Below are 20,935 nucleotides of genomic sequence, written 5' to 3'. Positions count from 1 at the left end.
CGATTTAGTTCTGTTTCACACAGCGGTTCATACCGTTATCATGATCGAGTGTAAAGCTGTGCTTTAAATTAGGGTGGTACCACCAGGAATGGTCCCTAACTTAAAGCACAGCTTTTTTGTTTTTACAAAGGAGGAACATGCAATGTCAAAGAAACAATTTGTTGAAAAAATTACAAGCATGGAAGACGACTTTGCCCAGTGGTATACAGATGTTGTCACAAAGGCGCGCCTCGTCGATTATTCAAGCGTCAGAGGCAGTATGATCATTCAGCCATACGGCTTTAAAATTTGGGAGAATATTCGCGACGAACTTGACCGCCAAATCAAAGAAACAGGTCATGAGAATGTGTATATGCCGCTCTTTATCCCAGAGAGCCTGCTGCAGCAGGAAAAAGACCATATCGAAGGCTTCGCTCCTGAAGTGGCATGGGTCACACATGGCGGTGATTCCGAATTACAGGAAAGGCTCTGCGTCAGACCGACCTCTGAAGTACTGTTCGCTGAGCATTACAAAAACATCATTCATTCCTACCGTGATTTACCGAAGCTATATAACCAATGGGCGAATGTCGTCCGCTGGGAAAAGACCACACGTCCCTTCCTTAGAACCCTTGAATTCCTATGGCAGGAAGGGCACACATGCCATGAGACTGAGCAAGAAGCGATTGAGGAGACAGAAAGAATGCTTCACATCTACGCTTCTCTTTGCGAAGAGCTCCTTGCCATTCCTGTCATTAAAGGGAGAAAAACAGAGAAGGAAAAATTCGCTGGTGCCCGCTTCACCTATACGGTCGAAAGCTTGATGCATGATGGAAAAGCGCTGCAAACGGCCACTTCTCACTTCTTCGGGAACGGATTTGCCAAAGCATTTGGCATTGAATTCTTAAACCGTGAAGGAAAACTAGAGCATGTCCAGCAAACCTCTTGGGGCTTCACCACAAGAATTATCGGCGCCATGATTATGGTGCACGGCGATGACAGAGGGCTTGTCCTTCCGCCAAACATTGCGCCAGCCCAAGTGCGGATCGTGCCAATCGCCTCTCATAAAGAAGGTGTGCTCGATCATGCCTACGAATTGAAAGATCGACTCACCCGCATCGCACGTGCTGACATCGATGCAAGCGATAAACAGCCAGGCTGGAAATTCAACGAATGTGAAATGCAAGGCATTCCTTTACGTGTAGAAGTGGGACCAAAGGATATTGAAAAAAGACAAGTGATGCTCGCAAGACGAGACACTGGTGAAAAGCAAGCTGTCACATTAGATGCACTTGAACAAACCATCACATCCACGCTTGAAGACATTCAACGGACGATGTACGAAAAGGCGAAAGAACGATTACATGAAAAAACATCAGAAGCTCACACAATTGAAGACATTGAGCACATTCTTTCAGAAGAAAACCGATTGATTAAAGCCATGTGGTGCGGTGACGAAGCCTGTGAAAACGACATTAAAGAAAGAACAGGGGCGACCTCACGCTGTATCCCATTTGAACAGGAATCCGTTTCAGACACATGTGTCTGCTGCGGAAAGCCTGCATCTGATATGGTCTTCTGGGCGAAAGCTTATTAAGAATAGGAACGAAAGAGAAGCATCCTCACGATGCTTCTTTTCAGCGTGACCTGAAAACCTTTGAAGTCTAGGAAGGACGAGCACCGAAGCGGAGCGAATTTGACATTCGTGAGCATCGGCGCGCAGAACTGACAACGAATGCGAGGGTTTGTCTACACGCTGAGGCTTCTTTTTTTGTTAAAAAGACCCAAACACCCATTGACCTCACCTGCACGATCCCCTATAATTCATATTAATATAATCGGTTTTTAAGACTTTAACTGGAGTGGTAATATATGAAGCGCTGGCCCTCACTGTTTGCCGAACGCTGCCCTAAATGTAAAACAGCATTAGAAGTCTCTAAGTCCAATGCCCTGCAAGGCAAAGTCGTGAAAACATGTCCCAACCTTCATTATCAAAAAGAGTTTCACCCAGCCCTTGAAACATATATCGAGCACGATGACGTCAAATAAAAAAGACCAACACGCTTTGTTGGTCTTTTCTTTATAATAAATCAAGCCAAATTTTGACCGCTGTCGCCGTAATCATTACAGCAAGTGCCCATTGCAAGTAGACGGCATTGATTTTCTGACCGACCTTAGCACCAATCGGAGCAGCTGCCAAACTTGCCAGCATCAGCACAACCGCAGGAAGAAGCATAACTTGACCCGTCAATACCTTTCCAGTCGATGCACCGATCGCAGATAGAAACGTAATCGCAAGTGAGGACGCAATCGTCATCCTGACAGGAATTTTTAAAATAGACAGCATCACCGGTACCAATATAAATGCTCCACCCGCGCCTAGCACCCCGGAAACACTGCCAATCACAAAGGCAATACCTGCCGCAAGCCCTTTATGAAAAGTGACTTCTCCCTCTGAGTCTGCACGCTGTCCCTTTTTTGGAATCAGCATAAGGATCACAGCCACTACCGCGAGCAATCCATAGACGAGATTCATCCCATTCTCTGGCATAAAGTGAGATACATAACTGCCTAATAAGCTGCCCGCCAATATACTGCTCCCCATATATAAAATCAACGACCGATGTAAATACCCGCTTTTTCGGTAGGCCAATACCCCACCGAGCGTCGAAAAAAGCACTTGAATAGCGCCAATTCCTGATACCTCGTGAGCCGATAGTGCCATCACACCGACCAGTGGCGGGATATAAAGCAGCATAGGATAGTTGATCACAGATCCCCCGATCCCCACCATTCCTGATAAGAAGGAACCAATACATCCGATGATAAAAAGTGTAATCAAAAACGCAAAATCCACGCTGGTCTCCTCCTTTGCAAAAGGAAAAGGGGATCTTCAGCAGATACCCCTAACATCCTTTAGGACCCTTTTCTCACCCAGAACTTCAGCACATGTCCTTCATCCGTCTGCGTGATCAATTCATGTCCGCTTGACTTTGCCCATGCTGCCAAGTCAGCTTTAGCCCCTTTATCTGTTGCATGTATTTCTAAAACTTGACCTTCCGTCAAGTCATTCATTTTTTTCTTCGTCCGAATAATCGGCATTGGGCATGCAAGCCCTGTTACGTCTAAAATTTGATCTGATGTCATTTGATTGTTCCTCTCTCCTTATTTTATTGGACATTACCGAATCGCACAACGGTTTGGACCAATTTCCATTTCACGCTGCGCTTCATCGTCTGGGCTCAGCTTCCCCATATTGGCTTGACGAATGTCTTGATAGGCGTTTGGCTGTGCAGGCAGATTCTTCGTGACCATTTGTCTAAATACGTCTTCATCTTCAATATTCAGTCCATGATTTTCTTCAAATAGAACGCCTAGCTCCTTCCAAACGCTTCCGTCTTCATTGACTTCATCCATGATCATGAAATGCGCTGGCAATACAATGAATTCTTTCGAAAGTGCTCTATATCGGTCATAAAGCGTTTCTCTCAAATCACCTACCCAGTCCTCCGCCATTCCAGCGAGATCAGGTCTTCCAATCGAATCAACGAACAAAATATCACCTGAAAGAAGATATTGATGATCCACGATAAAAGATGTTGAACCAATCGTATGCCCCGGCGAGTAAAGGGGGTGAATATCAATGGAAGCCGCTCCAATCGTCATCCGCTGCCCTTCTTCAAGACGGTGATATTCAAAGATCACCTCTTCTGCATCTTTTGGCGGCAGCCAGTAGCTGGCACCAGTCTGTTCAGCCAGTCTTTTCCCACCAGAAATATGATCCGCATGAAGATGAGTATCCAACACTTTCGTTATAGAGACATGATGTTTTTTAGCAAAACGGGTATAGATATCCGTCATTCTAGCTGCATCTACAATTGCGGCTTCTCCATTCGACATGATCATATAAGACAGGCATCCCTTGCCCATACGCACAAATTGATACAGCTCTCCACCGCCGGTTAAATCCCCGATCTTCACTGGCTCTAGATGCTCGCTCCACGCCTTCATACCGCCTTCTAAATAATGGACCGTTCTGCCCGCCTCTGACAGCATCTCCGCCACCATGATAGAGGAGCCTTCCTTGGCACAAACCACCAACACTTCACGGTCATAAGGAATGTGAGATAAAATGCCCTCTACTCCTTCAAGGAGATCAAAATAAGGCACATTCATATGAACGATTGCTTCCCCTTCGATCTTCCAATCCTGAACATCCGCTTGATTTCGCACATCTAGCAAAAAGAGCGGTTCTTTGTTCACGATCTTTTTTGTTAACTGCTCTGCGTTCATCGCTTTTACCGTCATGTTCCATTCAGCTCCTATTTTTCAATCGCTCCTGTCCAGCTATTCATGCCTGGCACGATATTCATCAATTGATGAAATCCTTTTTCTTTTAACTTTTGCGCAGCTAATTCACTTCTTCTGCCTGAATGACAGATCAGATAAATGTCCGTCTCCCGGCTCAATTCCTCCGCACGTTGTTCAACCTCACCAAGAGGAATGTGAAGAGCTCCTGGAATATGCCCCGCCTCGTATTCATCAAGCTCTCGCACATCTAAAATAAACAAAGATGGATCTTCTTTTACTTTCTGTTGAAAAGTCTCCAAAGACATTTCCGAAATCATGGACTTCCCTTCTTTCTCTTGTTCTCCGCCCTTACGAATCAAATGATGAAGCACCTGGCCTTCTACTTTTGTTCCTAAAAATTCGTGGCCTGCACTTTTTGACCATGCCGCTAGATCCGCTGCTGATCCTTTATCGGTTGCTTGCACTTCAAGCACATCACCCGGCAATAGCTCGTTCATTTGTTTTTTCGTTTTTACAATCGGCATCGGGCATGCCAGTCCTTTTGCATCTAAAATGACAGTTGGTTGCTGCATGTCTTATCCTCCTCTATATAGGGGTGGGGGTATATTTTATTGCGCATTTAATGCCAAGCATTTATGCCACCCTTAATGTTTGTAATTTGAGTAAATCCCTGCTTCTTCAATATTTTCGCCGCCTGCATACTTCTCATTCCGCTTTGACATATCACATAGACCTCTTCATTTTTCTCAAGCTGAGAAGCTCGTTTCTTCAAATGAGACAACGGGATGTTTTGAAAGCCTTTGATATGATTTGTTTGAAATTCACTAGGAGATCGCACATCAATGAGCTGTTGACCTTTGCTTTTCAGCTTCTTTTTCATATGAGCTGCATCCATTTGCTTTACACCTCGTACCGGCAAAAAGCGGCTCACGAGTAATCCAATTACGATGATGAGTAAAATCGTCTGCACCATCCTGCTTCACCTCACTAGATGAATAAATTCACACGTCCGATTTCAGCCTCTGCTAAATATGCCGCTACACCAGCATATTGAATGTCATCTAATAATTCTTTCTCCTGTAATCCTAAAAGATCCATCGTCATTGTACATGCCACAAGATTGATATCCTGCTCCTTCGCCATCTCAATGAGCTGCGGCAAGGTCATAGCATTGTGCTTTTTGATCACATGCTTGATCATTTTCGGCCCCATTCCCGCAAAATTCATCTTGGAAAGCCCCATGCGATCAGCCCCGCGCGGCATCATCTTGCCAAACATTTTTTCTAAAAATCCTTTTTTCATCGGTACCATCTCATCCTTACGCAAGGCATTCAGCCCCCAAAACGTATGAAAAATGGTTACCTCATGATCATAGGCTGCTGCACCATTGGCAATAATGTAAGCTGCCATCGCTTTATCATAATCTCCACTGAATAACACAATCGTCGTACGTTTTTTCTGTTCTTCCATTCTGCTCCTCCTTCAAATATTACCTATGGGGGTATATAAAAATAAAAAAATATATACATATACCGGTAAGGGTATATTACATCAAGTAAAAAAATCCGTCAACCTCCAAAGGCTGAGGAATTTCTTACCGGCTTTTCACCAATAGCTCAACTGCCTCTTTCACAAGACCTTCCGTATCCTTGCCTTGTTCAAGACTTTCACGGACACATTGCTCAAGATTAGTACTCACAATCACACCCATTGCCCGATCAATGGCATTACGTGATGCAGACAGCTGCGTGACCACCTCGCGGCAATCTTTGCCTTGCTCCATCATCGCAAGAACCCCTTTAATCTGCCCTTCAATCCGGCGAAGACGGTTCTTCATCTGCTGATTATATTCCATGTACCAGCACTCCTTTCTATTCTTTCTATGAACAGATAGTATACCCTAAGAGGTATTTAGTCAAACGACTTGCCCTGCTCTTTTGTAGAGAACGTATGTGAAAATAATTGCACATTCCACCATTTATTGATAAAAAGAAAATAATCAACGGACGAGAAATCATTGAAGAAAAGAGGACAGCCCATGACTTTACATCACTATATTGGAGCAAACAAAGAACTGCCACTTGGTACTTTTGGTCAAAATCCTACATATAAACCATTCTCTGAACTCAATATCAGAACGTTTAATAAAAAACAAAAAAAGTCCAAAACCTATCAAAAAGAAGATCCTTTGATAGAAGTATTTGAAACAGAAGAGGATTTCGCTGGCATTCACATTGATTATGTAGATCCCGTCTATGAAGCGGTAAGAGACAAATTCACACATCATTTTGTTTATGATTTAGACATCATTCATTCTCTTCGTCCACTTTTTCAATTCATTGAAAAAGAGCTGTCAAAAGGAGAAACCATCGAAATCTATTCTTGTGTAGATGGACTCGAAACGAAAGAAAAAGATGATCAATTGGATGTAGAAATTGACCTAAGCAAAAAACGCTTTGGAAAACATATCGATTTTAAAGAGATCGATGAACTGATTTATATGTTTGAATTAGAACACTTACAATATGTGCTGGTGAAGAAGTAAAGATGATAAATTCCTTCCAAATGAGGGATCTTATAAAAAATAAAAACAAAAAAGCAGGTGACCCATGCCAAACAACCAAACACCCAACCCACTCATCAACGAAAAATCACCGTACCTCCTTCAGCACGCCCACAACCCAGTTCACTGGTACCCGTGGGGGCAAGAAGCCTTCGACAAAGCCAAGCGTGAAAATAAACCGGTGCTTGTCAGCATCGGCTATGCCACTTGTCACTGGTGGCACTGCTAATAATTGAAACTCATAAGTTTGTTAATAGATTCGTTAAACTTTTCCAAAAGAACAATTCCTATAGTATAATGTCACTAAAGTTTAAATTGTTAGGAGAGCTAGATGTGGAACAAAGCATCGTGGAATACTTAAGAGAAGAAGCAATTAACGATTTATTTGAAATGGAAACATTCGAACGGTCCTTTCAGGTTTGGAAAGACCTTATTCACAAGCATTCGACTCCATTGAATGCTTCAAATGTTATTGATTTAGGAGATAAACTTTCAACTATTTTTAGATTAACAGGTGTTTCTGGACGTTCTCAATCTGATATATCCGCAGCCGGACACGCTTGGGAAGCTCTTGTGTGCTGGTATTTAAATATATGTTTGATTGGAACACGTACAGTAGTAGTTAAACAGAAGAAAAACTTGATACCAACTCCTATTAGTGATGCATTAAGAGTTAGTTACGGTACATTCCCTTCAGGAACTGAGTCTGATTTAATTGCAATTACGTTTCCTAAAAAAGGCGACTATACTGAGGTAGACAAACTAAATATAACTATTAGAGATAACAGCGGAAGAGTTGTTCCTGCTGTAAAACAACGTGGGCGAGTATATAATTACAAACCTATTATCAATGCATTGCTAGAAAGAGATTTTTCGTCTTGTGAAGTTGGAGTGATACAATGCAAGACTAATTGGAATGACAATGCACAAATTCCAATGTTATGGGATATGATTTATTCCTCTAGGGGATTTATGAGGCATTCTATCACAGTCGGAACTTCTGCATATTCAATCAACGATTTGAAAAAATTTACATATTCGTTTGTTACAGTACCGACGGTTCAGCTATCAAAAATTAAACCTAGCAGCACCTGTGTAAAACGAGTTCAAAATCTTTCTGGAGGTAACTACTGGGGTCACTCTTCTATGCCCTCAGTAGCTAATTCTATTAAAGATATCTTTGGCAAAAATTTTTCATCTTCAACAAATGGAATGTTAAGAAGACTAAACTCAGAGTTACAATTCGTATCATCAACTTATTCATACTTTAAGTTATATTAACTCAAATGAAAGACGCCTATACTTGAATTTTTAGGCGTCTTTCATTTGATGTTTTTATAGCTTGAATTATCTTTATACCGATTGCTTTTGCTAATAATGGCGGGACAGCATTTCCAACTTGTGTATACTGAGGTACTTCTACTTTTCTACGTTGCCCTCCGGTGGTTCTTTTACCTAAAAAGATGAAACTATCATCAAAGGATTGTAATCTTGCCATTTCTCTCACAGTAGGTATCCTGTTCTCATACGGAGTTAGGTAATCATCAGGCAATGTTACAACTGTAGGAGATACACTATCCTTCTTATATCTATATCTATTATTCTTTTTAGTTAGCAAAGCGTTAATCAACTCTTCATCAACTGGTGGCCTATTAAAAAGTGAAATAACTTGTTCGGGTTCACATTTCTCTTCAAGTTTGTTCACACATTCTTTTAAGAGAGATGGATATTCAGTTAAATTAATTCCTTCCTCTCTAATTCTTCTTTTTAACATTGAAGAACTTTCACCTTCACGAAATAGAGAAAATCTTTCTTGAATAAGCGCACTATGATTTGAAAAATCATGATTATAGATATTTTCCTTTGAATATATAGTAGTACCTGAAACTGATTTTGTTCTTCCATTAATCGAGGAAAGTTGGTACTCGGAGTACTTATTAAAGTACTTTTCCTTCTTCTTACTATCTATTATTAGATCACTTATAGCCTCATCAACAGATACTTTTTCATTTTCACTCGGTGTTATGGGTTCTGGATAAGCTGGGATTTCTTCTCCTTCCAAATAAGCTATAAATATTGCTCTTTTTCTTCTTTGAGGGACACCGTAATTTGAAGCATCTAACAGCATCGGCTCTACGGTTAAATAACCAATTTTATTAAATTCATTTACCAATATCTCTGGCATTAAACTCCCGTCTTCGTATGTTTCACCTGTAATGCCAGTATATCCATCCATTTTAGTATCCATAAACCCCTCAACATTTTCCATAATAACGTATCTGGGATGTATGTCTTTTACAATCCTTAAATATTCTCTGAATAACATATTTCTAGGGTCATCTTTTTTGCGAAGTCCTGCTCTGCTAAAACCTTGACATGGTGGACCACCAAAAATAGCATCTATTTGTGGTAAGTCATCTTTATCTTTAAAAATATTTAAATTTCTAATTGATGATAAGATTTCTTCTGAACTTAAAGTTCTTATATCAGCTCTCTTGAAATAAGTGTTTTCTCCATGAATCAACCCTAGTTGTTTATGTCTAAAGGTATATGTTTTCTCAACATCCACACTTATATCAGAGGAGAATACAATATGAAACCCAGCTTGAAGAATACCCTCACTCATACCACCAGCTCCACAAAAAAGGTCAATAGCTATAGGCTTCATAACAAAACCTCCTTAATTAAATTACATGTACTATTATCTTATAAATCATTTGAAAAGTCCAGGTTTTTTCATAAAAACAATTTTTAACTTGGAATAAAGAATATTGTTTATACATAATAGCACTCAGATATTTTTAAATCATCAATTATCATACTATGAATATCACTTATTAGGTCTCCATGCACTGATAATTAAAGTTTTTGGAGGTATTCAATTTTAATGCTAAGCTAGATGTTACTAATAAAATAAAGTAAAGGCAGGTGATTCCATGCCAAACAAAAAAATACCCAACCGATTAATCGCTGAAAAGTCGCCATACCTTCTCCAACACGCCTATAATCCGGTCAACTGGTACACATGGTCAGACGAAGCATTCGAGAAAGCGAAACGCGAAAACAAACCTGTTTTCGTATCGATTGGGTATGGATAACCAAAGGAACATGCCACTGGTGCCACGTCATGGCACACGAAAGCTTCGAAGATCAGCAAGTCGCTGACATCCTAAACGAACATTTCATTTCGATTAAAGTCGATCGTGAGGAGCGTCCAGACATCGATTCTATGTATATGTCTGTTTGTCAGATGATGACGGGGCAAGGCGGCTGGCCGTTGAACGTATTTGTCACGCCTGATCAAAAGCCTTTTTATGCGGGGACTTATTTTCCAAAGAGAAGTGCTTATGGACGTCCTGGTTTCATTGAAGCACTGACACAATTGCTGGATGCGTACCACAACGACCGAGATCATATCGAATCATTAGCAGAGAAGGCGACAAATAATCTGCGGATCAAAGCAGCAGGGCAGACAGAAAATACCTTGTCTCAAGAGGCGATCCACAAAGCCTATTACCAGCTCATGAGCAGCTTTGATACGCTGTATGGCGGATTTGGTTCTGCACCGAAATTTCCTGCACCTCATATGCTTTCATTCTTGATGCGCTATTACGAATGGACTGGGCAGGAGAATGCATTATATGCAGTCACGAAAACGTTAGATGGGATGGCAAATGGCGGTATATACGATCATGTGGGTTCAGGTTTTTCTCGTTATTCAACAGACGAAAAATGGCTTGTGCCTCATTTTGAAAAAATGCTGTATGATAACGCCTTGCTGATGGAAGCTTACACAGAAGCATATCAGCTTACTCAACAGCCTGAGTATGAAAAGCTTGTCCAACACCTGATCCACTTTATCAAACAAGATATGATGAATCCGGACGGCTCCTTTTATTCAGCGATAGATGCAGATTCTGAAGGAAAAGAAGGACAATATTACGTCTGGTCAAAAGATGAGATCATGACTCATTTAGGCGAGGACCTCGGCGCATTATTCTGCGCTGTCTATCACATCACAGAAGAGGGGAACTTTGAAGGGGCGAACATCCCTCATACCATTTCAACCTCTTTTGATGACATCAAAGCCTCTTTCTCGATCGACGACCATACGCTTCAGTCCAAGCTTCAATCTGCCCGGCACATTTTACAATCTGTCAGACAGCAGCGGCCCGCACCGCTTGTCGATGACAAGGTGCTCACATCTTGGAATGCGCTGATGATCTCTGCTCTCGCCAAAGCAGGAAGGGTATTCGGTGAAGAGGAAGCCATCCGTATGGCGAAACAGGCGATGTCTTTTCTAGAAACACACCTCGTCCAACACGAGCGGCTCATGGTCCGCTATAGAGAAGGGGATGTGAAGCATCTAGGCTTTATCGAGGATTATGCGCATATGCTTTCTGCCTATATGTCCTTATACGAAGCAACCTTTGAACAAGAATGGCTGGAAAAAGCCACAACAGTAGCTGAGAACATGTTTGAGCTGTTTTGGGACAAGGAAAAAGGGGGCTTTTTCTTCTCAGGATCAGATGCGGAAGCGCTCCTCGTTCGAGAAAAAGAAGTGTACGACGGCGCCATGCCTTCTGGTAACAGCACCGCACTCAAGCAGCTTCTCACGCTAAGCAGACTGACCGGACGTCAGGACTGGCTGGACACATTAGAGCAGATGTTCAAAGCTTTTTATGTCGATGTCTCTTCCTATCCAAGCGGGCACACAGCGTTTCTGCAAGGACTCTTGAGTCAATATGCAACAAAAAGAGAGATCATCATTCTAGGGAAAAACGGTGATCCTCAAAAAGAACGGCTCTTACAGGCGTTTCAGAAACGCTTCATGCCATTTGATATCATATTGACTGCCGAAACAGGGCAGGAATTAGCGCAGCTCGCGCCCTTTACAAAAGATTACAAAACAATCGATGGCAGAACCACCGTTTATATTTGTGAAAACTACAGCTGCCGCCAGCCAATCACCGATATCGACGAAGCGATGGAACAATTATTCCACGATTGAGTTTGTCATGAGATGACTATGAGAAGACAAAATGAGGACAAACAGATAAAAAACATGTCAATCCGCTAACAAATTGTCTGTACGGTTTTATTTTTCCTAAAAAACGGTTAGAATGCGCACTAGATGTTCTCATACCGAAGGGAGAGAAAATGATGAAAAAGGTATCATACACACTCATCGCTTGTCTGTTATCTGTTGGGCTTGCAGCCTGCTCGTCAAACGATGCCAAACAAGATAAGCAAAACGATTCAGCCAAAAGCAAGGAAACAACACAGGCTGACCAAAAAGAACAGCAAAAGCAAATGGAAGAGATGCAAAAGAAATTAGACGCACAAAAAATCGATGATCAAAAGGTCGTTGCGACCGTCAACCAAGACAAAATCACAGGTAATGAATATAATAGTGCTTTATCGACCATTCAAGGCCAGCTTCAGCAATCAGGGCAAGACCCAACATCTAAAGAAGGCGCAAAAGCAGTCAAGAAACAAACCATTGATGCGCTCGTAGGTCAAGAGCTCATCCTGCAAGATGCTGAGAAGAAGGGCATCAAAGCCTCTGACAAGCAGGTAGATAAACAGCTAAAAGAAGAAAAGAAACAATTCAAAGACAACGCTCAATTTGAAGAAGCCCTTAAGAAAAGCGGACTCACAATGGATCAGCTGAAAAGTGACATTGCCGACAGCATCAAATACAGCCAGTATGTCGACAAAGAAATCAAATCAGCGTCCGTCTCTGAAAAGGATGTCAAAGCGTACTATGATCAATACGCAGATGAAATGAAAAAACAAAAGCAAAAAGCACCTGAATACAAAGAGGTTAAATCACAAATTAAAAAACAGCTAGAATCTCAAGAAAAGCAGAAAGAAGTACAAAAAGAAATTGAAAAACTAAAGAAATCTGCGAAAATTAATGTGTCTATGTAACAGCTAAGAAAAAATCCGCCATTGTGCGGATTTTTTCGTTACTTGATGAACTGTTTTTCCAAAATAATGACAAAAGCCTCATCATAAACATCTCCTCCTTCCGATATGATGGGAGTACAAAAGAAAGCGTTATCAATTCTTTTGTCTCTTAAAAAGTACAAGATCAAACGCCGATCTCGTACTTTTGCTTCAGTCAATCGGACAACTACAGGAGGAGGATCTTTATGTTTAAATGGTTTAAACCCGCTCCGCATATCGACAGACTTGATGATGCCAAGACAGACGAGACCTATAAGCGGCTGCGGCTGCAAGTCTTTTTAGGCATCTTTATCGGGTATGCGGGCTACTATTTGCTGCGCAAAAATTTCGCTTTTGCTATTCCTTATCTACAGGAAGAAGGGTTCACGAAAAGTGAATTAGGCTTTGTACTCGCAGCTGTCTCCATCGCCTATGGCTTTAGTAAATTCATCATGGGGATGATTTCAGACCGCTGTAACCCAAGATACTTTTTAGCCACCGGACTCTTTCTATCAGCCCTTATCAATATCCTATTTGTCTCATTTCCATGGGTGACATCAAGTGTATGGATCATGTTCTTATTCATGTTTTTAAACGGCTGGTTCCAAGGCATGGGGTGGCCGCCATGCGGACGCACGATGGCGCATTGGTTTTCGGTTAGTGAACGTGGAACGAAAATGTCTATTTGGAACGTCGCTCACAATATCGGCGGGGGAATTCTTGCACCGCTCATCACCTTAGGGATCGTGCTGTTTGCGACATGGAAAAGTATCTTCTTCTTCCCTGCCATCATTGCCATTATCGTCTCCATCGTGATCATTCTACTCGTCCGGGATACCCCGCAATCCGCTGGTCTTCCGCCAATCGAGGAATATCGCAATGACTATCCGGCACAGCAGTATGAAGATCAAGAAAAAGAATTAACAGTGAAAGAGATTTTATTTAAGTATGTACTCAACAATAAATTCCTTTGGTATATCGCCATTGCCAATGTCTTTGTGTACTTCGTCCGTTACGGTGTCGTGGACTGGGCGCCGACCTACTTAACAGAAGCAAAGGGCTTTTCACCAGAGCATTCACGCTGGTCTTATTTTCTTTATGAATATGCAGGCATTCCCGGCACATTATTGTGCGGCTGGATCAGTGACCGCTTCTTTAGAAGCCGCCGCGCACCAGCGGGCGTCCTCTTTATGGCTGGGGTATTAATTGCGGTGCTCGTTTACTGGTTAAACCCTGCTGGCAATCCAATGGTCGATAACATCGCCCTTATCAGCATCGGCTTTTTAATTTACGGACCTGTCATGCTCATTGGACTTCAAGCCATTGACCTTGCTCCTAAAAAAGCGGCTGGCACTGCGGCCGGACTCACTGGCTTCTTTGGCTATATTGGCGGCTCTGCCTTTGCCAATGCGATGATGGGCGTCGTCGTAGATCACTATGACTGGACAGGAGGCTTCATTTTACTGGTTGGTTCTTGTGTGCTTGCGATTGTCTTCCTGGCGATGACATGGAATACAGGGAAGCGCGTAGAGCAAGCTTAATGAAAATCACATAAAAGATTCATATCCACCCAACATGCCCTTTACATCTATTTCTTATGATGAAGGCAGTTACCGTAAAAGGAGGATAAAATATGAAGAAAAGTAGATTACTTGCTTTCGTGTTGCTCTCTTTTGCTTTACTGTCTTTTGCGTGGGTGCCGACCACCATATCGGCACATGAACATCTTTTATCTCCAGATCGTATTTTAACCGTTGCACACCGCGGAGCATCAGGGTATGCACCAGAGCATACCCTGGCTTCCTACAAACTCGCCACAAAGATGAATGTGGATTACCTCGAACTCGACCTTCAAATGACAAAGGATGGACACCTCATCGTCATGCACGATGAAACCGTTGACCGGACCACAAACGGAACAGGCTGGGTCAAAGACCTCACACTTGCCGAAATCAAACAGCTTGATGCCGGTACATGGTTTAACGAAGTCAATCCCGACAGACAAAATGCCAACTATATCGGACAGCGAGTACTCACATTAGATGAGGTGCTGCGCTATTTCGGCAAACGAGAGAATTATTATATTGAAACAAAAAAACCAGACATCTATTCGCAAATGGAAGAAAAACTAATGGCGACCCTAAAAAAACATCATCTTCTCGGGAAACACACAAGAAAAGGGCAAGTCATGATCCAATCCTTTAGTCAAGACAGCCTGCTAAAACTACAGAAACTAGCTCCACGCCTTCCAAAAGTACAGCTATTAGACAGAACCCAAATGACGTCCATCACAGACGATCAGCTCGACTTCATCAAAACTTATGCAGTGGGTGTCGGGCCAAACTTTAGAGCATTGACACCTGAAAACGTACAGCAGGTCAGAAGCCACGGACTCCTCCTCCACCCATATACGGTAAACAACGAAGCAGACATGACCCGTTTACTGCAATACGGCGTCACCGGTCTTTTCACCAACTTTCCAGATGTCTTTAACCGTGTGAAAGCTTCACTCTAAACAAAAAAAGCCTTGCGGTCCATCCCGCAAGGCCTTTGATTATTTTACCGTTTGATCAGAAGAAGCTGTTTCGATCGGTTTCCGTTTCCCGATCCCAAAGACATAGAAGCTAAGCGCTACTACAATCAAGAACCCAATGGCCACGATTAGAGAAATACGCGTATCCTGATTAATGAGCATAAATACAAGCACCATCAGTAAGAAACCGATTGTAAGATAATTAGAAAACGGAGCTAGCGGCATCTTGAATGGATGTTGATCAAGCGCAGATCCCTTCGCCTTTCTAAAGCCGATATGACTAATCAAAATCACAAACCAAGGCACCATACCAGGAAGTACACTCGCACTATACACATAGACGAAAATGTTTGGTGGCGCAACATAATTGAGGACAACTCCTATCGCTAGACCAATCAGCACAGCAAATGTCCCAAAATACGGCACGCCATTCTTCGAAATTTTGGTGAAGAAAGCAGGCGCCTGTCCATTCACACCTAATGTATAAAGCATACGTCCCGCACTGAAAATCCCACTATTACAGCCTGACATCGCTGCTGTAATGACGACAAAGTTAATAATACCAGCAGCTGCTGTAATCCCAATTTTCGCAAACGTCGCCACAAATGGACTGCCAAGGGTATTCAGCTGATCCCAAGGATACACTGTCACAATGACAAAGATCGCACCGATATAGAAGATCAAAATACGCCAGATGATACTTTTGATGGCATTGGTCAGCGTCTTTTCTGGATTTTGTGCTTCACCTGCTGTAATCCCAATCAGCTCTACCCCCTGATAGGCAGCAATGACGAGCGACAACGCAAACAAGAATCCGGTAAATCCACCTGTAAAGAACCCGCCGTGCGCCCACAGATTAGACAAGCCAATAGGCGTCCCGCCATTTCCAAATCCAAAGAAAATAATGCCTAGACCTGCAATGATCATCAAAATAATCGTCACAATCTTGATCATTGCAAACCAAAATTCGAACTCACCGAACGATTTAACCGAAATCAAGTTGGCCGCTCCCAAAATAATCATCGCGATTAAACCTGGAATCCACGCTGGCAGGTCTGGGAACCAATATTTCATATAAGCGCCTACTGCAATAATTTCCGACATCCCGACAATGACCCACTGGAACCAGTTACTCCAAGCTGTCATATACCCCGCAAGCGGATGAATATATTGATGACCAAATGTAGCAAATGAACCTGTACTCGGTTCAACGTATAACATTTCTCCCATCGCACGCATAATAAAAAAAATAAAGATACCACATACTGCGTACGCTAGAAGAACCGATGGACCTGTCCATTGAATGGCCTTGGCTGACCCCATAAATAAGCCAACACCAATCGTGCCGCCGAGTGCGATCATTTGAATATGGCGGGCACTTAACCCTCTCTTTAATTCTTTTTGAGCCACTTTTCTTCCCCCTCATCAACAAACAACATAAAAAATAAAAATCAGAATGTTCATTCTGATTGAGAAACATCAATCTTTCGTTGTATATTATCATAATAAATCTACCCTTAAAAAACAATTGTTTTTTTGAGGGAAACACTATTATCAAAATATTCCGACATAAAGAGATGTTCAAATTGTTTTATATTGATATATTGAATCAAAGGGTGAAAGTCATTTCAAATCTGATGACTTAATAGGAACTGACCGCCTCTTATATCAACCTCAAAGGATCGCAATCCATTTTTATGCACCATTTTCTCCTTCTCTCGATGACAAGAAAAGTCATTCCGGAAAGCGCCGGATCTTTTCTTTACATAACAAGTAAACCCATCATTTTCCGGTATCGCCACTTTGACATTTGCTCCTGTTGAAGTAGATTTAAGTGAATCTAGCATGTTTGTAGAATGAATCTGTATCCTTCTACCTGTTACATGCAGATCAACGTCCAAAAAGGCACCCGCCAACTCAATTTTTGACGATGTGGCGTGCAGTAATAACCTTTGTACGGTAAGCTGCCGACTAGAAATAAGCCCACCTACAGTCTCTAAATGGAGATGCTTGATGTTACCTGATAGCATCGTTTTTCCAGACGTTAAATGACAAGAGACATTCTCCACCTTCAATCTCTCTGCCTGAAGATTTGCTCCTTTACAACGAATGGAAATGGACTGTAATTGTCGTTTAGGGAGAAAAATAGCGACATCGGTTTTATAAAGTTGAAGTCCTAAGCTGAGTATTTTTTTCCGTCTATCTTTAATGAACAATCGTCCATCTCTTACCTGATGATGCATCAAATAACCTTTTGGAAACACTTGATTGACCGTTTGACGAATGATGAGATAAGGATGATCATGGTGTTGAATAAACACCTCTCCGAGCAGCCAATCCAGCGATAATTCTACGACCAACTCTTCAATTAGAATCGTATGCTCCATATGTCTCCCTCCTTGTGTACTCGCTTATCTCGCTTAAAGCCGGGTCATGCGGCCCCATAATTCCAAGATCACTATGAGGACAGCTATCATCATGACTCCTGACAAAATGAAATTCATTTGATCATTTCCATAAACAGCGATTAATACGTTTCCTAAAACAGCACATAGAACAATCGCAGTCAGAATGGTCATGAAAATAGACCTCTTCATTACCCCCACTCTCATCGCAATCATGCCAATACCATTGATACAACAAGTAAACACTAGGTACGTTTTGCTCACAGTGAGCATCACATCAGCTGTCAGCGCATCCTGAACAATGGGGAAGAAAGTTTCAGTGACACTAAACACAACAAATGAAGGAATGATACTACACAGCATGACAATTGTAGAGAAGCAGAGCATCCAAACCATTCTCGAAAGGAGGGATAACCTCATACTGGATGAATGAGGTTCTTGTTCTTTCAATGCACCCACTATTTCTCGACAATACATCATGGCTGTGACGATCGAAAAAAAGATCATCCATACTATACTGGTCAACAAATAGATATTCGGATATTGCTGAAAACCGATTTCCTGTTCAAACTGTGCAGCAAACGCGACAAAATAAATAAACACCAGTAGTACAATACTGACAATCATACTAGCTTGAATATAATGTTTCATATGGCCTTTTCTTAGCTCGAGTTTTACGAATTGAAGCATAAGGCATCCTCCTATGAAATGAATTTTCCTTTTGTCTCTTATCTGACCATTTAGGTTCCAGGCTGATCATATCCACCAATCCCAGCATGATGCGCTGTGACCTTTTGAATAAATAGATCACTCACCACATCCACTCCGAGACCTTTCATCATCTGTTGTAAAAACAGTAAACGCTGACTAGTTTCCTGCTCATCACGAGCAAATAGCGTAGGGTTCAGCCATATATTGACGAGTAGCATAAACACTTCTGCCACTTCCCCAGGAAATGTAGTATTTATCGAACCATCATCAATTCCTTCAAGAATAAGATGTTTGATTTTAAGCGCATCCTGATTGACGCCTGCCTTCATTCCCTCAACCACAAATTGCGGATTTTTGATCTGGTCAACCAAGATCCCATCAATGGAATGAGATTTTGGATCTGCCACTAGCTGCTCTAAAATACGCTGCAGCTTCTCTTTCGCATGCGCTGCCTCTGTATGCTTAATCAGATCTTCAAGCTTCTCAGTCGCATGACGAAATTGCCTCTCCATCACGGCACGTAATATTTCTTCCTTCGATTTGAAATGATGATAAATAGCCCCTTTAGACATGTTCAATTCTTGGATGATATCCTGCAAACTCGTCTTTTCAAATCCTTTTTCCTGAAACAGCTTCGTCGACACATCTAAAATTTGCTGGATTGTCTTTTCTGGATATTTATTTCTGGCCAAATGAAATGCCTCCTTTTACATACCGACCGTTGGTATGTATATTTGTATTTTTCATTATAAACTGTTCTTAAAGATTTGTATAGAATAAAAAAGAGACCGCTCACACGGTCTTCTCAAGCTTTAAATTCACAGGAACATCCGGCAATGCCAAATCCTCACTTCCCCCACTATCTCAGGCACCCACCTCATCTGTTCTTAATCATAAAACAAATCAACACGCCTGTTTTGATTCAATAACCTTGGGTAACTATACGATGTGGAGGGGGCATATCACTAACGGTGACTCTCGTTGTTAGTTAGAAATTCTCTAAAATCAGCTGCGATTTCCTTTGATTTCGTATGATGCAAATAATGGCCGCCTTTGAAAGTAACTACTTTTCCGTGATCTACATTTTTCAGTAGATCTTCATGCATTGGTTTCCAGCTTGGTGTTTCTTTCTCCGTTTGATCCGCTAGATAGAAAACAACGGGGAGATTCTTAGGAAAATGTAATCGTTGAGCGTTTTTAAAATTGTTTCTAAAGTTTTCTGCCTCACTAGCTTGGCTTTCATTCAAGAAATTTCGGAAGGTCAGCATTTTAATCTGATCTTTCGTTTGATCATCTACTTTAGGCATCACCAGTTGATCTGGATTCACTTTCAATAACAATCTGTAAAGGCCAGATTGATTGAGCAGTTGCAAACTGGAAACCGGTAATTCATCCGTTTCCTGCTTAGGAACACTATTATCAATTCCAACAAATGCTAACACTTCTTTTTCATATTGATTCACATATTCTAGTCCATAAACACCAAAAATTGAATGTCCCATCAACGTATACTTTTTAATGTTGAGCTTCTGCAAACATTCATGAATCTCATCTACAATGTTTTGACTTGTCCGTACTTTATCTGTATCGTCACTTAAACCATATCCAAATGGTTCAATCACTGCGACTCTATAATAAGGTGATAATTCATCTACTAGCGGCTTAAAATCTAACACTGGCGAAGCAGTTCCATAGCCTGGAAGCAGTACAATCGTTTCTTTCCCATCGCCTTGAATGAGCACATTCATTTGCTTCCCATCCACCAAGACCTTTTGCCCATAAGCTTCTATTTTCCCCTTCTCCCGTTCATTACTAATGAGGTTTACAAAATAAACAGTAGCTAGAAAAACAACCATGACCGTGATAATGGTGCCTATGGAGATCAGCATGATTCTCAATATTTTTTTCATTGGTTTTCTCTTCCCTTCATGATGAAGAACCCTAGCTTACATCCATCGATGAAAATTAATATTTTCTTTCACAATAGATGATGCCGATTGTATTTGCGCAAACACTTGATACATACATAAAAGTAATCGCTATATAAAACCACTCTGTTGGAGATGAGAATTGATGGACTAAAGATTGAATGAGAACAACTAATAGATAAGCTAAAGCAACACCTACAATAGAAAAACTTCCGGCTTTCGCTAAAATAAATTGACCTCGTTCATCATGTTTATATTCACGGTTTTTCTTAAATTGAAAGACCGTGCTTAAAATAGAAAGGATAATCAGTGAATAAAGTATGATCGTCGTCATCATTGTTGTTCCTCCTTGTCAACCTCTTGAAATACGTCATACAAATCAACTTCAAATGTCCTAGCAATTTGAAATGCTAATTTTAAAGACAAAGAATATTTACCATTTTCAATAGCTGCCACAGTTTGACGAGTCACACCTAACTTCTCTGCCAAATCCTTTTGTGTCCAGTCTCTTTCTGCCCGTAATACCTTGATTCTATTTTTAATCTCCATTTCA

At 41.5% G+C, this 20,935-nt stretch carries 23 protein-coding genes, 2 pseudogenes and 1 other annotated feature (1 of these 26 cut by a window edge); of the genes and pseudogenes, 10 read left to right on the top strand and 15 right to left on the bottom strand.

Translation table 11 applies throughout. The annotated features are described in order from the left end of the window. Positions 1-100, top strand: a binding site (T-box leader); it begins 95 nt to the left of the window's first position. Between the two features lie 42 nt (positions 101-142). Both proS and MKZ03_RS01285 read left to right on the top strand, forming a co-directional pair. Continuing rightward, positions 143-1,576 (top strand): proline--tRNA ligase, encoded by a 1,434-nt coding sequence (gene proS, locus MKZ03_RS01290; protein ID WP_340974321.1) that lies wholly within the window; start codon positions 143-145, stop codon positions 1,574-1,576. Between the two features lie 275 nt (positions 1,577-1,851). Then, complete coding sequence (locus MKZ03_RS01285; protein ID WP_003216908.1) at positions 1,852-2,028, top strand: hypothetical protein; 177 nt, start codon at positions 1,852-1,854, stop codon at positions 2,026-2,028. Positions 2,029-2,059: 31 nt separating this feature from the next. On the opposite strand, the gene MKZ03_RS01280 is transcribed toward MKZ03_RS01285, so the two are convergent. The 7 genes from MKZ03_RS01280 to MKZ03_RS01250 form a co-directional block, all read right to left on the bottom strand. Then, the gene (locus tag MKZ03_RS01280; protein ID WP_340974319.1) at positions 2,060-2,836 is read right to left on the bottom strand and encodes a sulfite exporter TauE/SafE family protein; all 777 of its coding nucleotides are present in this window, start codon (positions 2,834-2,836) and stop codon (positions 2,060-2,062) included. A 59-nt stretch (positions 2,837-2,895) separates the two neighbouring features. After that, entirely contained in the window at positions 2,896-3,126 is a 231-nt protein-coding gene (locus MKZ03_RS01275) for a sulfurtransferase TusA family protein (protein WP_034664361.1), read from the bottom strand. 33 nt (positions 3,127-3,159) lie between these two features. Next, positions 3,160-4,287, bottom strand: coding sequence for an MBL fold metallo-hydrolase (locus MKZ03_RS01270; protein WP_307498913.1), 1,128 nt, complete (start codon positions 4,285-4,287; stop codon positions 3,160-3,162). 14 nt (positions 4,288-4,301) lie between these two features. Then, on the bottom strand, positions 4,302-4,862 hold the full coding sequence (locus MKZ03_RS01265; protein WP_106029687.1) for a sulfurtransferase TusA family protein: 561 nt from the start codon (positions 4,860-4,862) through the stop codon (positions 4,302-4,304). A 47-nt stretch (positions 4,863-4,909) separates the two neighbouring features. Next, a complete protein-coding gene (locus tag MKZ03_RS01260; protein ID WP_334750727.1) occupies positions 4,910-5,263 on the bottom strand; it encodes a rhodanese-like domain-containing protein in 354 nt (117 codons plus the stop codon). Between the two features lie 14 nt (positions 5,264-5,277). Next, a complete protein-coding gene (locus MKZ03_RS01255) occupies positions 5,278-5,760 on the bottom strand; it encodes a DsrE/DsrF/DrsH-like family protein (RefSeq protein WP_003216959.1) in 483 nt (160 codons plus the stop codon). 124 nt (positions 5,761-5,884) lie between these two features. Further along, a complete protein-coding gene (locus tag MKZ03_RS01250) occupies positions 5,885-6,145 on the bottom strand; it encodes a metal-sensitive transcriptional regulator (protein WP_003217059.1) in 261 nt (86 codons plus the stop codon). A gap of 183 nt (positions 6,146-6,328) precedes the next feature. Between MKZ03_RS01250 and MKZ03_RS01245 the strand changes: the two genes are divergently transcribed. From MKZ03_RS01245 to MKZ03_RS01235, 3 genes and pseudogenes are all read left to right on the top strand, one after another. Then, complete coding sequence (locus MKZ03_RS01245) at positions 6,329-6,835, top strand: hypothetical protein (RefSeq protein ID WP_341030683.1); 507 nt, start codon at positions 6,329-6,331, stop codon at positions 6,833-6,835. 64 nt (positions 6,836-6,899) lie between these two features. Next, a pseudogene (locus MKZ03_RS01240) lies at positions 6,900-7,076 on the top strand (DUF255 domain-containing protein); the annotation flags it as partial. A gap of 110 nt (positions 7,077-7,186) precedes the next feature. Beyond that, entirely contained in the window at positions 7,187-8,134 is a 948-nt protein-coding gene (locus tag MKZ03_RS01235; RefSeq protein WP_341030682.1) for a hypothetical protein, read from the top strand. Positions 8,135-8,150: 16 nt separating this feature from the next. On the opposite strand, the gene MKZ03_RS01230 is transcribed toward MKZ03_RS01235, so the two are convergent. Then, positions 8,151-9,521 carry a DNA cytosine methyltransferase gene (locus MKZ03_RS01230; RefSeq protein ID WP_341030681.1) on the bottom strand — a complete coding sequence of 457 codons (1,371 nt, stop codon included), beginning with the start codon at positions 9,519-9,521 and terminating at the stop codon, positions 8,151-8,153. Positions 9,522-9,789: 268 nt separating this feature from the next. Between MKZ03_RS01230 and MKZ03_RS01225 the strand changes: the two are divergent. The 5 genes and pseudogenes from MKZ03_RS01225 to MKZ03_RS01205 all read left to right on the top strand — a co-directional run. Continuing rightward, positions 9,790-9,971: pseudogene (locus MKZ03_RS01225) on the top strand (DUF255 domain-containing protein); the annotation flags it as partial. A 9-nt stretch (positions 9,972-9,980) separates the two neighbouring features. Continuing rightward, on the top strand, positions 9,981-11,864 hold the full coding sequence (locus MKZ03_RS01220; protein WP_341030680.1) for a thioredoxin domain-containing protein: 1,884 nt from the start codon (positions 9,981-9,983) through the stop codon (positions 11,862-11,864). 152 nt (positions 11,865-12,016) lie between these two features. After that, positions 12,017-12,787 (top strand): SurA N-terminal domain-containing protein, encoded by a 771-nt coding sequence (locus tag MKZ03_RS01215; protein ID WP_307498907.1) that lies wholly within the window; start codon positions 12,017-12,019, stop codon positions 12,785-12,787. Positions 12,788-13,011: 224 nt separating this feature from the next. Beyond that, positions 13,012-14,346, top strand: a complete 1,335-nt coding sequence (gene glpT, locus MKZ03_RS01210) for a glycerol-3-phosphate transporter (RefSeq protein ID WP_034664381.1) — start codon at positions 13,012-13,014, stop codon at positions 14,344-14,346. A gap of 92 nt (positions 14,347-14,438) precedes the next feature. After that, positions 14,439-15,320, top strand: a complete 882-nt coding sequence (locus tag MKZ03_RS01205; protein ID WP_340974309.1) for a glycerophosphodiester phosphodiesterase — start codon at positions 14,439-14,441, stop codon at positions 15,318-15,320. Positions 15,321-15,359: 39 nt separating this feature from the next. Here the strand turns inward: MKZ03_RS01205 and MKZ03_RS01200 are convergent, their stop codons facing one another. From MKZ03_RS01200 to MKZ03_RS01170, 7 genes are all read right to left on the bottom strand, one after another. Beyond that, complete coding sequence (locus MKZ03_RS01200) at positions 15,360-16,748, bottom strand: amino acid permease (RefSeq protein ID WP_212041010.1); 1,389 nt, start codon at positions 16,746-16,748, stop codon at positions 15,360-15,362. Between the two features lie 218 nt (positions 16,749-16,966). Then, positions 16,967-17,725, bottom strand: coding sequence for a DUF4097 family beta strand repeat-containing protein (locus MKZ03_RS01195; protein WP_307498903.1), 759 nt, complete (start codon positions 17,723-17,725; stop codon positions 16,967-16,969). A gap of 33 nt (positions 17,726-17,758) precedes the next feature. Next, positions 17,759-18,433 carry a bacitracin ABC transporter permease gene (locus MKZ03_RS01190; protein WP_341030678.1) on the bottom strand — a complete coding sequence of 225 codons (675 nt, stop codon included), beginning with the start codon at positions 18,431-18,433 and terminating at the stop codon, positions 17,759-17,761. Between the two features lie 50 nt (positions 18,434-18,483). Beyond that, positions 18,484-19,146: a TetR/AcrR family transcriptional regulator gene (locus MKZ03_RS01185; protein WP_307498899.1), complete on the bottom strand. Its 663-nt coding sequence runs from the start codon at positions 19,144-19,146 to the stop codon at positions 18,484-18,486. A 273-nt stretch (positions 19,147-19,419) separates the two neighbouring features. Continuing rightward, complete coding sequence (locus MKZ03_RS01180) at positions 19,420-20,364, bottom strand: alpha/beta fold hydrolase (RefSeq protein WP_341030676.1); 945 nt, start codon at positions 20,362-20,364, stop codon at positions 19,420-19,422. A 55-nt stretch (positions 20,365-20,419) separates the two neighbouring features. Further along, positions 20,420-20,716, bottom strand: coding sequence for a hypothetical protein (locus tag MKZ03_RS01175; protein WP_334750717.1), 297 nt, complete (start codon positions 20,714-20,716; stop codon positions 20,420-20,422). Beyond that, positions 20,716-20,931 carry a helix-turn-helix transcriptional regulator gene (locus tag MKZ03_RS01170; protein ID WP_012008754.1) on the bottom strand — a complete coding sequence of 72 codons (216 nt, stop codon included), beginning with the start codon at positions 20,929-20,931 and terminating at the stop codon, positions 20,716-20,718. The genes MKZ03_RS01175 and MKZ03_RS01170 overlap by 1 nt, the downstream gene beginning before the upstream one ends. Between the last annotated feature and the right edge of the window lie 4 nt (positions 20,932-20,935).

The sequence above is a fragment of the Bacillus sp. FSL R5-0431 genome (assembly GCF_038002985.1).
Lineage (GTDB): Bacteria > Bacillota > Bacilli > Bacillales > Bacillaceae > Bacillus.
Note: the sequence above shows the minus strand (reverse complement) of the source record. Positions and strands in the feature narration are given on the sequence as shown.

Bases quoted from the DNA above. Each gene is read 5' to 3' on its own strand.
- proS (WP_340974321.1), top strand. From the start codon at position 143: ATGTCAAAGAAACAATTTGTTGAAAAAATTACAAGCATGGAAGACGAC.
- MKZ03_RS01285 (WP_003216908.1), top strand. From the start codon at position 1,852: ATGAAGCGCTGGCCCTCACTGTTTGCCGAACGCTGCCCTAAATGTAAA.
- MKZ03_RS01275 (WP_034664361.1), bottom strand. From the start codon at position 3,126: ATGACATCAGATCAAATTTTAGACGTAACAGGGCTTGCATGCCCAATG.
- MKZ03_RS01270 (WP_307498913.1), bottom strand. From the start codon at position 4,287: ATGACGGTAAAAGCGATGAACGCAGAGCAGTTAACAAAAAAGATCGTG.
- MKZ03_RS01265 (WP_106029687.1), bottom strand. From the start codon at position 4,862: ATGCAGCAACCAACTGTCATTTTAGATGCAAAAGGACTGGCATGCCCG.
- MKZ03_RS01260 (WP_334750727.1), bottom strand. From the start codon at position 5,263: ATGGTGCAGACGATTTTACTCATCATCGTAATTGGATTACTCGTGAGC.
- MKZ03_RS01255 (WP_003216959.1), bottom strand. From the start codon at position 5,760: ATGGAAGAACAGAAAAAACGTACGACGATTGTGTTATTCAGTGGAGAT.
- MKZ03_RS01250 (WP_003217059.1), bottom strand. From the start codon at position 6,145: ATGGAATATAATCAGCAGATGAAGAACCGTCTTCGCCGGATTGAAGGG.
- MKZ03_RS01245 (WP_341030683.1), top strand. From the start codon at position 6,329: ATGACTTTACATCACTATATTGGAGCAAACAAAGAACTGCCACTTGGT.
- MKZ03_RS01230 (WP_341030681.1), bottom strand. From the start codon at position 9,521: ATGAAGCCTATAGCTATTGACCTTTTTTGTGGAGCTGGTGGTATGAGT.
- MKZ03_RS01220 (WP_341030680.1), top strand. From the start codon at position 9,981: ATGGCACACGAAAGCTTCGAAGATCAGCAAGTCGCTGACATCCTAAAC.
- MKZ03_RS01215 (WP_307498907.1), top strand. From the start codon at position 12,017: ATGAAAAAGGTATCATACACACTCATCGCTTGTCTGTTATCTGTTGGG.
- glpT (WP_034664381.1), top strand. From the start codon at position 13,012: ATGTTTAAATGGTTTAAACCCGCTCCGCATATCGACAGACTTGATGAT.
- MKZ03_RS01205 (WP_340974309.1), top strand. From the start codon at position 14,439: ATGAAGAAAAGTAGATTACTTGCTTTCGTGTTGCTCTCTTTTGCTTTA.
- MKZ03_RS01195 (WP_307498903.1), bottom strand. From the start codon at position 17,725: ATGGAGCATACGATTCTAATTGAAGAGTTGGTCGTAGAATTATCGCTG.
- MKZ03_RS01190 (WP_341030678.1), bottom strand. From the start codon at position 18,433: ATGCTTCAATTCGTAAAACTCGAGCTAAGAAAAGGCCATATGAAACAT.
- MKZ03_RS01180 (WP_341030676.1), bottom strand. From the start codon at position 20,364: ATGAAAAAAATATTGAGAATCATGCTGATCTCCATAGGCACCATTATC.
- MKZ03_RS01175 (WP_334750717.1), bottom strand. From the start codon at position 20,716: ATGACGACGATCATACTTTATTCACTGATTATCCTTTCTATTTTAAGC.
- MKZ03_RS01170 (WP_012008754.1), bottom strand. From the start codon at position 20,931: ATGGAGATTAAAAATAGAATCAAGGTATTACGGGCAGAAAGAGACTGG.